The following is a 13,208-nucleotide window of genomic DNA, read 5'->3' as shown; positions in this document are numbered from 1 at the left end:
TCTTACCAAAACAATATTAAATGTATGATGGTATTTAAAAATAAGCCTCATAAGGTGATTTAATGATTCTGCCTGCAGCAATTGTAATTGCATTTTATACACTAAGTTTCTTTTTCTTTATAGAAAAAAGCTTTCCTTTTTGCAAAACTCTCTGGTTCTTATGCTAATTTCAATTGCAGCCCGAAATTACACAACCATACTTGCTCTTCAATTAAAGTGGATTCATATTACAGAAGATTCTATTTTATTTATTGTATTCTTGATTCATCGTGAAATTATTGGCCCCATTCTAGTTCTTATGTTTATAAATATTTATTGGAAAACTCCATCTGGTGTAAAAAGGATAACTGTCTTCGCCTTATTCTTAATCTGTCTTCTTGGTATGGATCTTTTCAGCAGCACTTCTGGAGTAATTACATATTTAAACTGGAATTTACTCAAAGCTGGCATAGGTAATACGGCTTTCTTGATTGCCGGCCTCGGATTATCCAAGGTGTTAATGTATCTAATGCAGGAGTCTACTAATTATGGTAAAGGTTTATGAAAGAGCTTTTGACGCAAATGAATGGTTTGTATTGGCCAATTTACTGGTATCGCTAATTCTTATATGGAAACTGCCTAAAAAATTTTCTGGCTTGGAAACGGCAGTACATATCACCATAGGCATATTTATCGGGATGTTCTTCGATCACACCATAAGTGTCGGGGCGTGGGATTATTATGATGTCAATGATACATCAAAATATCAATTCATTGATTTTTTAAGCTATATTATGTACGGGCCATACAGTTACTTTTTCATTTATTTATATGTGAAATTAAATCTAAAGGGATATATGAATATCCTGTATGTCACACTCTGGTCTATTTTGGCTGTAGTGATTGAATGGTTCTCTGTTAAGCTCGGCATATTTCATTATGAAAAGGGCTATCAGATGGCCTGGTCTTTCCCTATATATGCATTTGTTCAGACCCTGCAAATAATGTTTTATAAAATTTCGCTGAAAATGGAAAAGGGGAATGAATAGAGGCCTGTCTGCAAAACGGCGATGTGAATGAAAGGGTATTTTACCTGAGGCATTGACTGCATCCTTCATTGTTAAGTATATGTGCTCCTAATTGTCAAACTATTAAAATTAGTATAACATTATTTTAACGAAGGAGGAATTTAATTGAATATATTAACGGACATTTTAAATATTAAATATCCAATTATTCAGGGCGGCATGGGGAATATCAGCAATGCCATTTTAACAGCGGCAGTCTCGGAAGCTGGAGGGCTGGGCACCATCGGAGCAGGAACAATGCCTCCTGAGGATGTTGAGAAGATAATTGAGGAAACAAGAAGTTTAACAAATAAGCCATTTGCAGTTAATGTAGCATTAAGTGTCTCCCCTTATGTAAAGGAAATCCTTTCCCTTGTAATTAAACATAAGATTCCAGCCGTATCCCTTTCGGCGGGAAACCCGACTCCTTTTATCCCTAAGCTGCATGAAAAAGGTGTGAAAGTTATAACTGTAGCTGCTTCAGTAAGACAGGCGCTGAAAGCAGAGACAGCCGGTGCGGATATTATTGCTGCTGAAGGGTATGAGGCAGCAGGAATCAATAGTTCTCTTGAAACCACTACACTCGTATTAATCCCTCAGATTACAGGAGTGGTGTCAGTCCCTGTCGTGGCTGCCGGGGGTATCGGTGATGGCAAAGGGCTTGCTGCCATGCTTGCCCTGGGGGCAAGCGGTGTGCAAATGGGCACTAGATTCATAGCAACCAAGGAAGCACCATTCCACCCGCAATATAAACAGAAAATTATTGAAGCATCCGATCATGAAACCCTTATAGTGGGGCGTTCAGTTGGAAGAATAAGAAGAGTGCTTTCCACCGGGTATGCCAATAAATTGCTGGATTACGAAAAACAGGGCATCAGTCTTGATGAGTTTAATAAACTTACTTCAGAAGACTATCATAAAATTGGAGCAATAAATGGAAACGGTGATGAAGGGTTTATGAACAGCGGGCAGATAGCTGGCCTGATTGCTGATCTTCCAAGCGTAAAGGAGCTTTTGGATAATATGATAGAGGATGCTAAACTTCAGCTTCATAAGGCTAAAAAGCTATTAAACTAGCAAGCAGGCAGTTATATTCCTGCTTGTTTTTTTATGCCATCATAACTTATTAAATATATTAAATTTTTAGAATATTATTGACACTCAAATGCTTAGGGTGATAATATAACGTTGTATTTACGATATTGAAAGTAAATATCATATAAATGGTGAAAACCATTTTGCGTACTGTTTTCCACTTCGAGATGTAAGCGCATACATAGCAGGATTAAACTATCAGCAAGCTGATAGTTAATAAATTTGAATAGGGGGTCATATAATGAAAAAATCGTTAAAAGCTCTTTCCTTATTAATGGCTGCAGGAATGCTTGTTTTAAGCGGCTGCGGAGAGGAAAAATCCAGTGGTTCTTCTTCAGAAGGAGATGAGAAGAAGCAATACACAATTGGCATCACACAATTTGTTGAACATCCATCTTTAGATGCTGCGACAGAGGGATTTAAAAAAGCATTGGAAGATGAAGGGTTTAAAGAAGGCGATAATGTAAAATTCGATTTCCAAAATGCTCAGGCTGACATGAATAACACGCAGTCGATCGCTAATAATTTTGTCGGCGATAAAGTGGATATGATTTTTGCAAATGCTACTCCGAGTGCCGTGAGTGCTCTAAATGCGACGAAGGACATTCCGATCCTTTTCACATCTGTTACAGACCCTGTTGGAGCCGGCCTTGTTGAATCCTTTGATCAGCCTGGAGACAATATTACAGGTACTACAGATAACCACCCGGAAGGAACTTCAAAAACAATTGATTTTATGATTGATGAAGCGGGTGTTAAGAATATTGGCATCATTTACAATTCTGGAGAGCAAAATTCCGAGGTACAGGTTAAGCAGGTAAAAGAACTTGCAGAACCAAAAGGAGCAAAAATTGTTGAAGCATCTGTTTCAACCTCTGCTGAAGTTAAGCAGGCGGCCGACTCTCTTGTTGGAAGGGTAGATGCCATATATATCCCTACAGATAACACGGTTGTGTCTGCGCTTGAATCGGTTATTTCTGTCGCTGACAGCAAAAAGATCCCTTTATTTGTGGGTGAACTGGATTCCATGAAACGCGGGGCTATTGCAGCCAGCGGATTCAACTATTTCGATCTAGGTTATCAGACAGGCAAAATGGCCGCTGAGATCTTAAAAGGAAATAAAAAGCCATCTGAAATTCCGGTTGAGCTTCCTGGAAGCCTCAAACTGGTGATCAATAAAAAAGCAGCTGAAGCACAAGGACTGGAAGTAAAAGAAGAATGGGCTGATTTCGCTGAGTTCCATGAAGAGTAAATGTAAATCTGCCGGCTGACAATGCAATATCCGGCCGGCTGCTTTCTAAGCTATTAGCCAAGAAGAAAAGCGGAAGCGCCTTGCCGATCCTCAACACCTTGAGGGGGGCGGCGCTCCTACTAAAAGCTAACGTTTTTGTCGAGTGACGGCATGTTTTAATTTCTTATTCAATTTATAAAGGGTGTGATTCTTAGTGTTTACAGCCATATTCGGTGCGTTTGAGTCAGGTATTATTTACGCAATTATGGCACTTGGAGTTTATTTATCGTTCAGGGTCCTTGACTTTCCTGATTTAACAGTCGATGGAAGTTTTGTGACTGGAGCGGCGGTAGCCGCAACCATGATTGTCAGCGGTGCTAATCCTTTTTTGGCTACGATTACTGCCTTATTTGCAGGTTTTATTGCCGGCTGCCTTACTGGTATTATTCATACTTTCGGAAAAATCAATGCGCTTTTATCAGGAATCCTTATGATGATTGCTCTGTATTCAATAAACCTTCGTATCATGGGTAAATCAAATGTTCCGCTCTTGAACACAGAAACTGCTATTACACATGTCAGGGATTTTTGGGATAAAACAGGAATTGATTCTTTTTTCAACAGTCTATTGACCATGGCGGGACTTGGCGGCAGCCTCCCGAGAACATGGGGCATTATCATATTTATGTTAGTTGTAACATTGGCAATAAAATTTTTGACAGATCGGTTTCTTCAGACGGAGATTGGTTTAGCTTTAAGGGCTACAGGCGACAACAAGAGAATGATCCGCAGTCTTTCTGCCAACACCAACATGATGGTGATTTTGGGGCTCGGCCTTTCCAATGCAATGGTCGCTTTCTCCGGAGCATTGATTGCCCAGCAGGGAGGATTCGCCGATGTTGGTATGGGTATCGGAATGATTATCATTGGGCTTGCTTCAGTCATCATCGGTGAAGCGTTATTTGGCACAAAAACCATTGCCAGAACTACTCTAGCGGTTATTGGCGGAGCAATTATCTACCGCATTGTAGTGACCATGGCACTGAGGGTAGAGTTCCTGGAACCGGGTGATATGAAGCTGATTACAGCAACAATTGTAATCCTTGCTTTAATAATGCCGAAAATTATTGACCGCACTAAGGAGAAGAAACGGAAAGCCAAAAGACTGGCAGGAAGCATGAACATAAGTGAATTGCCATCAGGCGGAAAGGGTGAGACTGGTGCTGCAATTAAATCAGATTCATAAAGTCTTCAATGAAGGGACTCCAGATGAAAAGATTGCACTTGATACGATCAATCTCACATTAAATGAGGGGGACTTTGTCACCGTAATTGGAAGTAATGGCGCAGGGAAGTCCACTTTAATGAATATTATCTCCGGTGTCATGATTCCTGATGTCGGCTCCGTTTATATCGATGGCCAAAATGTCACGGGCATGTCTGAATATAATCGGGCAAAGCTCATAGGCCGGGTTTTTCAGGATCCGATGGCTGGTACCGCTCCGTCCATGACAATTGAAGAAAATCTTGCCATGGCATATTCAAGAAATAAAACAAGATCATTAAAAAAAGGAGTTACGAAAAAGCGCAAAGACTATTTTCGAGAAGTTCTGGAAACCCTCCATCTCGGCCTTGAAAACCGTCTAAATGCAAAGGTTGGTTTATTATCAGGAGGAGAGCGGCAGGCACTTTCATTACTAATGGCTACCTTCACAGAGCCATCCATTCTATTGCTCGATGAACATACCGCTGCTCTTGATCCGGCTCGTGCAGAGCTTATAACGAATCTGACAAAAGAAATTGTTAAAAAGTACAATTTAACCACTTTAATGGTCACTCATAATATGCAGCAGGCGCTGGATTTAGGTAATAGGCTGATTATGATGGATAAAGGCCAGATTATTCTTGAAGTAGATGATGAACAGAAACAGCATCTGACAATTGAACAGCTGCTAAACGAATTTCAGCGGATTCGCGGAACAAAAATGGCAAGTGATCGTGCTTTGCTTTCTTAGAAAAATAAAAAGGATTAGCCAATTTTGCTGGTTAATCCTTTTTGCATGGAAGGGAATCAAAAGAATTTTTAAAGTTTTTACAATTTATTGACTATTTATTTAACGTAATGGTATCATATCGTTAAATAAACGTCATACATATTTTATGTATTACAGGAGGGATGGTATGAAACCTGGGCTGCAAATTGGGAACCAGGCAGTTGTCCATGCAGTGGTTTCCCCTGAGATGTTCGCACAGTTTGAAGGGGAGGTCATTCATCCTGCCTATTCAACCGTAACGATGATCTATCACATGGAATGGGCATCACGCCTGCTGATCATCCCCTACTTGGATGAGGAAGAAGAAGGGATCGGGGGAGCTGTTTCTGCCAGGCATTTATCCCCTTCACCTGAAGGCTCATCCATTATCATAACGGCTACCGTATCCAAGCTGGATGGAAATTCAGTTTACTCAACTGTTACAGTCCATAATGGAAAAATACTGGCTGGCGAAGGTGAAGTCAAACAGGTAATTCTGAAGAAAAGCAGGATTGCAGAAATGTTAAAGAGAGATTAAAAGATTAGATGCAGCTGAGCCTAAACAAAAAAGGCATTTTTATTTAATTTTATTGTAAGCGCTATCATGAATAAAGGGGAGAATGAAATGACAGATATGTTTCAAAAAATTAAAGATCATGAACAAGTTGTTTTCTGCAACGATGAATCAACCGGTTTAAAGGCTATCATTGCAATCCACAGCACTAGATTGGGGCCGGCTTTGGGAGGATGCCGTATGTTTCCATACAACAGTGTGGATGAGGCCCTTGAAGATGTCCTCCGATTATCAAAAGGCATGACCTATAAATGTGCAGCTGCCGATTGTGACTTTGGAGGCGGGAAGGCTGTAATTATCGGGGATCCATTAAAAGATAAAACACCCGAACTATTCCGTGCTTTTGGCCAATTTGTAGAATCCTTGAACGGGCGCTTCTATACAGGAACAGACATGGGTACTTCTACAGAAGATTTTGTTCATGCCCTAAAGGAAACGAATTGCATTGTAGGTGTTGATGAGGTTTATGGAGGAAGCGGCGATTCTTCGGTCCCAACTGCGCATGGAGTTATTTATGGTCTGCAGGCAACCAATAAAGCACTGACTGGTACAGACGACCTTTCAGGCAAAAGTTATGCCATTCAGGGACTGGGGAAAGTTGGATATAAAGTGGCAGAAAGACTGCTGGAGGAAGGGGCAGATTTATTTGTGACAGATATCAGCCGGCAGGCAATCGACCAGCTTCTCAGTAAAGCGAAAGAAATTGGTGCCGGGGTGAAGGTACTTTCCGGCAATGAAATATATGAGGCCCAGGCAGACTTTTTTGTTCCATGTGCAATGGGCGGGATCATTAATGATGACACAATCGGTTTGCTTAAAGTAAAAGCAATCGTAGGCTCTGCCAATAACCAGCTTAAGGATATGCGCCATGGTCAAATCCTTAAAGATAAGAGCATATTATACGCACCCGATTATATTGTGAATGCAGGGGGATTAATCCAGGTCGCAGACGAATTATACACACCTAATAAAGAAAGGGTACTCCGCAAAACAAAAGCTATTTATAACTCTCTTCTGAACATCTACGAACATGCTGAAGCAAATGGTATAACAACCGTGGAAGCATCCAACCAATTCTGCGAGAGCCGTATTGAAGCGCGCACACGCAGAAATAGCTTTTTCTCCCATATGAAACGCCCGAAGTGGTCAGTAAGAACCTAATTTTTTTACTTGGATAACAATATATGTACCTTATAAAAGTGATAAAAATAATTAAATAGCCAAAGGGTGAGAAGATGGAAAATCACTTTCCGATCAGGCGGATAATGGACGAAAATGGAAACATCATCAATTCCGATTATGAAGAAAAAATAACTGAAAAACTTGTAAAAGAGTTTTATAGAAATATGGTAAGAATCCGTATTTTTGACCGCAAGGCTATTTCACTCCAGCGCCAAGGCAGGATAGGCACATATGCACCTTATGAAGGACAGGAGGCTTCCCAGGTCGGAACTGCTGCTGCCCTAAGGGAGAACGATTGGATGTTTCCTACCTATCGCGACCACGGAGCAGCTATGACCTTTGGCCACTCACTGCGAAATATCCTGTTGTTCTGGAACGGAAGAAATGAAGGGTGTGTTCCGCCTGACGGAAAGAAAATTTTTCCTCCGGCCATCCCGATTGCGACACAAATCCCTCATGCAGCAGGAGCTGCATTCGCAGAAAGGAAAAAAGGCACAGCAAATGCTGCTATTGCTTATTTTGGAGATGGTGCTACTTCCGAAGGGGATTTTCATGAGGGGTTGAATTTCGCCAGCGTTTTTAAAGCGCCGGTTGTCTTTTTTAATCAAAACAATCAATACGCCATCTCTGTTCCTTTTAACAAGCAAATGAATTCAAAAACAATCGCCCAAAAAGCCCTGGCATATGATATTCCGGGAGTCAGAATCGATGGCAATGATGTTTTCATGGTTTATTTTGAAACCTTAAATGCATTAGAAAGGGCCCGTAAAGGTGAAGGGCCGACACTAATCGAAGCAGTTACGTGGCGGTATGGGGCACACACCACTGCAGATGATCCATCTAAGTACCGTGATCAATCCGAAAGCAGCAATAGAAGACAGGAGACTGACCCCATTTTAAGACTAGAGCGCTGGATGAAGAATATGGGGAGATTTGATGAGAAATGGGTGCAGACCATTGAAAAGAAAGCAGCAGATGAAATAGATAAGGCTATTGCCGAAATGGAAGATTTCCCTCCTGCCGATCCAGCAGTTATCTTTGATCATGTCTTTGCAGAGCCGACATGGCAAATCAAGCAGCAGAAAGAAGAGTACCTGAAGCTGATAGGAGGTGGCCAATAATGAAAACGGCAGTTGAAGCAAAAACCATGACATTGGTTCAAGCCATTACCGATGCCCTGGATATTATGCTGAATGAAAAGGAAGAGGTTTTGCTGCTGGGCGAAGATATCGGAAAGAACGGTGGTGTTTTTCGTGCAACTGATGGTCTTCAGGCTAAGTATGGCGAAGGCCGTGTTATTGATACTCCTTTAAGTGAAGCGGGTTTTGTCGGAGCGGGGATTGGCATGGCTGTAAATGGGTTTTTACCTGTGATTGAAATTCAGTTTCTGGGCTTTATTTATCCTGCATATGAACAAATCATGACTCATGCTTCGAGGATCCGAATGAGGACGATGGGACATTTTACTGTTCCGATGGTTATAAGGGCTCCGTATGGTGCAGGTGTAAGGGCTCCTGAAATTCACTGTGATTCAACGGAAGCCATTTTTACACATATGCCTGGCATTAAGGTAGTCTGCCCATCCAGTCCTTATGATGCGAAAGGACTGCTGATTGCTGCCATTGAAGACCCGGATCCAGTTCTGTTTCTTGAGCCCATGCGCTGCTATCGTTCGGCCAAGGAGGAAGTTCCTGAAGGGAAGTATAGCATTGAAATTGGAAAAGGCAATAAGCTCATGGAGGGTGATGATGTGACGGTCATTACGTGGGGAGCCATGGTGCCTGAGGCTATGAAAGCGGCAGAGCTGATGAAAGAAAAGAACACTCATTGTGATGTGATTGATTTAAGGACCCTTTTCCCTCTGGATAAAGATATGATCGCAGAATCTGTCCAAAAGACAGGGAGAACAGTCATTGTCCATGAAGCTCATGCTACCGGTGGAGTAGGAAATGATGTGCTTGCCATCATTAATGATACATCGTTTTTATATCAGAAAGCACCGGTTGAAAGGGTTACTGGATTTGATGCACCAGTGCCATATTTCGGTTTTGAGGACCATTACCTGCCAACTCCGGCAAGGATCCAGCAAGCAATAGAAAAAGTTATGAAGTTTTAGGAGGAGAAGCCATGGAAGTGAAACTTCACGATATTGGAGAAGGCATGACAGAAGCAGAAATCAATTGCTTTTTAGTCAAACCAGGGGATGCAGTGAAAGCCGATGATCCGCTAGTTGAAGTACAGACTGATAAAATGACTGCTGAAATACCTGCTCCCAGAGCGGGAATTATTAAGGAATTTAAAGTGGAGCCCGGCGAGACGATTACAGTGGGGACGACCATTTTAATTTTAGAGGCGTCGGGACATGATGGCATGGAGAAAGTGAAGGTCACTTCTCATCCTGCAAACTCTCATAAGCTGAAGGAGCCATTGCAATCTTTTGCCTCATTCAAAGGAAAACGGGTGCTTGCATCTCCATTTACGAGAAAAATAGCACGGGAAAATTCGATAGACATTGAGAATATTACAGGGACAGGTCCTGCCGGACGTATTTTGGATGAAGACATCTATCAATACTTAGCATCCGGACAGAGTAAGCCTGACCCAGCTGAACAGGAGCCAGCGGTTTCGATGGATACAATATTAAGCCCTCCTGCTGAAAAAGGAATCATTCCGTTTAGGGGCAGAAGGAAACAGATTGCCAGAAAAATGGCACAATCCCTCTATACCATTCCACATTGCACCCATTTTGAAGAAATCGATGTAACCGAGCTGATCACTTTCAGAAAAGAACTAAAAAACCAAAACCAAAATATATCTGCAACAGCCTTTTTCCTGAAGGCATTGTCAATATGCCTGAAAGAATTTCCTGTGTTCAATGCAGTCCTGCATGAAGAAAAGGAAGAAATACATTTAGCAAGTGTACACCATATCGGTATTGCGGTTGATACGGATGAGGGGCTCATCGTTCCGGTCATTAAGCATGTTGAGAACAAAACAATCAGAGAAATTCATGCGGAAATGAAACAGCTCACAGAAAAGGCGGTGGAAAATAAGCTTTCTGTAAAAGAAATATCTGGCGGGACATTCACGATCAGCAATGTGGGACCCCTGGGCGGAAGCTTTGGAGCGACACCGATTATTCAGCATCCGCAAACCGCACTGGTATCATTTCATAAAACAAAAAAGTTGCCTGTTGTCACAGACGATGACCAGATTGTGATCCGGTCAATGATGAATATTTCTATGTCTTTTGATCATAGAGTTGCAGACGGGGCGACAGCTGTTCGCTTTACTAACCGGTTTGCTGAACTGATTAAAAATCCAAAAATGCTTGTTCTGGAGATGGTATAAATGGTAGTTGGAGAACTGGCACATGAGCGCGATGTCATCATTATCGGAGGCGGCCCCGGAGGGTATCATGCTGCGATCCGTGCCGCTCAGCTTGGACGCAGTGTTACCTTGGTTGAACAGGACCAGCTTGGCGGGATTTGTTTAAATAAAGGCTGCATACCTTCAAAGATCCTTACACAGTCTGCAGAAAAATTCACTTCATTTCTAGAGGGGAAAAATTGGGGGCTTGAAGGAGGAGATATATCGTTTAATTTCAATAAGCTTCAGCAATACAAACAGAAGAAAATTGAACAGCTCCGCACAGGAGTTGAAGCGCTCTGTAAAGCCAATAAAATTGAAATACTTATTGGGTCAGCTTTTTTTCTGTCTGAGGATAAGGTTGGCATCGAAAAAGGAGACAAATTTGATGTTTTCAGATTCAGGAATGCAATCATTGCGACCGGCGGAACACCAGAAAAACCACCTTGGACCAGAGAGTTAAGTGAACTGGTATTTGATCAGCATTCCATTTCGGATTTGAGTGAAATACCCGATAAACTATTAATCTATGGCAGTGACTATATTGCGCTTGAAATTGGTATGGCTTTTCAGGCCCTGGGATCCAAAGTAACTATGATCCTTGATGATGGGAAAGAGGATTTTGATTTCGATCAATCCATTTGCCGGGAACTGAAGAGGATTTTAAAAAAGAAAAAGATAGACGTTGTAAGAAATTCGGAAGTATTGGAATTACAGTTTAAGGAGGACATGTTTACAGTAACTTTTGAATTGAAGGGAAAAATAGAAACAATTTCAGGCACACATTTATTTGTTTCAACTACAATCAGACCAAACACCAATCAGCTGGGTCTTTCCCGAATAGGGGTTGAACAATGTGCAGCGGGGTTTATTAAGGTGGATGCTCAAAGCCGGACAACACAGAAACATATCTTTGCTGTCGGCGATGTTACAGAAGGCCCTGCACTTGCTGTTAAAGCAATTAAACAAGGAAAAACAGCTGCAGAAGCGATTGCAGGGATTCAATCTCAATCAGATTTCCATTTCATCCCGATAGTAGCTCATACACAGCCTGCTATTGCGAGTGCCGGGTTAACGGAAAAGGAAGCAATTAACTTGGGCAACGATATTGAAATTGGCCAATTTTCATTGTCTGCCAACGGATTCAGCACTTTGTCCGGAAAAAAAGAAGGATTTATAAAAGTGATCAGCTGCAAGGAAAAGCAAGTTCTTCTGGGAATCCACATGGTAGGCACCGGGGCAATAGAGCTAATTTCAGCCGGCATTACGGCATTGGAAATGGCTGCCAGGGATGAAGATCTAATTTTCCCGAACTATCCCCATCCCAGTGTAAATGAAGGCTTGCTTGAAGCTGTAGAAGCTTTAAGGAATCAGGCTATTCACATCCCGCCCAAAAGCATAAATGAGCAAAAATTAAAAGTGTAACTTACTTTAATGCAGAAGTGCATTATAGCTTTAACTTGAACTCTTGAGAACGTTTGCAGGTTTCATATATGATAAATTCAAAATATTACTAATATTTGAAATGGAGGCGTTAGTATGCAAGATGAAAAAATGTTAAGGGAGCAAAAGAAAGCCGATTTCTTTCCAGTGAAGGAGGTAGATTATTTAGAAATCTACTCTGGGAATGCGAAACAGTCCTGCCATTATTTCTGCACGGCTTTCGGCTTTAAGCCAGTTGCATATTCTGGTTTGGAAACAGGCAATAGGGAAACGGTGTCTTATGTTCTTCAGCAAAGAAAGATCCGCCTCGTTATAACCGGAACTTTAAATGACAGTTCCAGAGTATCGAATTTCATTAAAAAGCATGGGGATGGCGTAAAAGATATTGCTTTAGCAGTCGATGATGTTGAAACAGCCTACAATGCTGCAGTCGAAAGAGGCGCAATTGAAATACAGCCGCCTTTTGAGATAAAGGATGAGCATGGCACAGTAAAAAAAGCAGTTATTGGTACATATGGGGATACAATTCACACACTTGTCGAACGAAATGACTATAAAGGGGTATTTATGCCTGGCTTTGAGCCTTATCAAACTGAAGTTCCATTTGAAGATGCCGGTTTTATCGGAATCGACCATGTGGTTGGAAACGTAGAAAGAATGGAGGAATGGGTTAATTATTATGCAAATGTAATGGGCTTTAAGGAAATGAAACACTTTACAGATAAAGACATTACAACAGAATATTCCGCACTGATGTCCAAGGTTATGCATAATGGCGGCAGGATAAAGTTTCCGATTAATGAACCTGCAGAAGGGAAGCGCAAATCCCAGATTGAGGAATATCTGGAATACTACAACGGGCCTGGTGTGCAGCATCTGGCGATCCTGACAGAGGATATCGTCAGCACTGTCAGCATCCTTCGCAAGAATGGGGTGGAGTTTTTAAGTACACCTGATTCTTACTATGAAATGCTTTCTGAACGTGTAGGAAAGATTGATGAAGAGATTGATAAATTGAAAGAATTAAACATTCTCGTCGACCGTGACGACGAAGGGTATTTGCTTCAAATTTTCACTAAGCCAATTGTAGACCGTCCGACCCTATTCATTGAAGTCATTCAGCGTAAAGGTGCACGGGGATTTGGTGAAGGCAACTTTAAAGCACTCTTCGAATCAATTGAACGCGAGCAGGAAAGACGGGGAAACTTATAAATAGAAAAGAGGAATGCCCCGCC

General features: G+C 41.6%; 13 protein-coding genes. All 13 read left to right on the top strand.

The window, feature by feature from the left end:
• Nucleotides 1–160 precede the first annotated feature (160 nt).
• Nucleotides 161–544: a hypothetical protein gene (locus tag NR125_RS00525; protein ID WP_256814620.1), complete on the top strand. Its 384-nt coding sequence runs from the start codon at nucleotides 161–163 to the stop codon at nucleotides 542–544.
• Nucleotides 528–1,028, top strand: a complete 501-nt coding sequence (locus NR125_RS00520; protein ID WP_009334752.1) for a hypothetical protein — start codon at nucleotides 528–530, stop codon at nucleotides 1,026–1,028. The genes NR125_RS00525 and NR125_RS00520 overlap by 17 nt, the downstream gene beginning before the upstream one ends.
• Nucleotides 1,029–1,172: 144 nt before the next feature.
• Nucleotides 1,173–2,123 (top strand): NAD(P)H-dependent flavin oxidoreductase, encoded by a 951-nt coding sequence (locus NR125_RS00515; RefSeq protein ID WP_009334751.1) that lies wholly within the window; start codon nucleotides 1,173–1,175, stop codon nucleotides 2,121–2,123.
• Between the two features lie 259 nt (nucleotides 2,124–2,382).
• Complete coding sequence (locus NR125_RS00510; RefSeq protein ID WP_009334750.1) at nucleotides 2,383–3,393, top strand: ABC transporter substrate-binding protein; 1,011 nt, start codon at nucleotides 2,383–2,385, stop codon at nucleotides 3,391–3,393.
• A gap of 193 nt (nucleotides 3,394–3,586) precedes the next feature.
• Nucleotides 3,587–4,618, top strand: coding sequence for an ABC transporter permease (locus tag NR125_RS00505; protein ID WP_009334749.1), 1,032 nt, complete (start codon nucleotides 3,587–3,589; stop codon nucleotides 4,616–4,618).
• Nucleotides 4,593–5,387: an ABC transporter ATP-binding protein gene (locus NR125_RS00500; protein ID WP_009334748.1), complete on the top strand. Its 795-nt coding sequence runs from the start codon at nucleotides 4,593–4,595 to the stop codon at nucleotides 5,385–5,387. The genes NR125_RS00505 and NR125_RS00500 overlap by 26 nt, the downstream gene beginning before the upstream one ends.
• A gap of 166 nt (nucleotides 5,388–5,553) precedes the next feature.
• A complete protein-coding gene (locus NR125_RS00495; RefSeq protein WP_009334747.1) occupies nucleotides 5,554–5,943 on the top strand; it encodes a thioesterase family protein in 390 nt (129 codons plus the stop codon).
• An 87-nt stretch (nucleotides 5,944–6,030) separates the two neighbouring features.
• Nucleotides 6,031–7,140 (top strand): Leu/Phe/Val dehydrogenase, encoded by a 1,110-nt coding sequence (locus tag NR125_RS00490; RefSeq protein ID WP_192908554.1) that lies wholly within the window; start codon nucleotides 6,031–6,033, stop codon nucleotides 7,138–7,140.
• A gap of 74 nt (nucleotides 7,141–7,214) precedes the next feature.
• The gene (gene pdhA, locus NR125_RS00485; protein WP_019382973.1) at nucleotides 7,215–8,282 is read left to right on the top strand and encodes a pyruvate dehydrogenase (acetyl-transferring) E1 component subunit alpha; all 1,068 of its coding nucleotides are present in this window, start codon (nucleotides 7,215–7,217) and stop codon (nucleotides 8,280–8,282) included.
• Nucleotides 8,282–9,277, top strand: coding sequence for an alpha-ketoacid dehydrogenase subunit beta (locus NR125_RS00480; protein WP_009334744.1), 996 nt, complete (start codon nucleotides 8,282–8,284; stop codon nucleotides 9,275–9,277). Before pdhA ends, NR125_RS00480 begins: the two co-directional genes overlap by 1 nt.
• An 11-nt stretch (nucleotides 9,278–9,288) precedes the next feature.
• Entirely contained in the window at nucleotides 9,289–10,512 is a 1,224-nt protein-coding gene (locus tag NR125_RS00475; RefSeq protein ID WP_192908555.1) for a dihydrolipoamide acetyltransferase family protein, read from the top strand.
• Nucleotides 10,513–11,955 carry a dihydrolipoyl dehydrogenase gene (gene lpdA / locus NR125_RS00470; protein ID WP_019382975.1) on the top strand — a complete coding sequence of 481 codons (1,443 nt, stop codon included), beginning with the start codon at nucleotides 10,513–10,515 and terminating at the stop codon, nucleotides 11,953–11,955.
• Between the two features lie 114 nt (nucleotides 11,956–12,069).
• Nucleotides 12,070–13,185 (top strand): 4-hydroxyphenylpyruvate dioxygenase, encoded by a 1,116-nt coding sequence (gene hppD / locus NR125_RS00465; RefSeq protein ID WP_009334741.1) that lies wholly within the window; start codon nucleotides 12,070–12,072, stop codon nucleotides 13,183–13,185.
• Nucleotides 13,186–13,208: the final 23 nt, after the last annotated feature.

The sequence above is a fragment of the Cytobacillus sp. Bac17 genome (assembly GCF_024519925.1).
Taxonomy (GTDB): Bacteria; Bacillota; Bacilli; order Bacillales; family Cytobacillaceae; genus Cytobacillus; species Cytobacillus pseudoceanisediminis.
The sequence above is the reverse complement of the archived record's forward strand: the minus strand, read 5'-3'. Positions and strand labels throughout refer to the sequence as shown.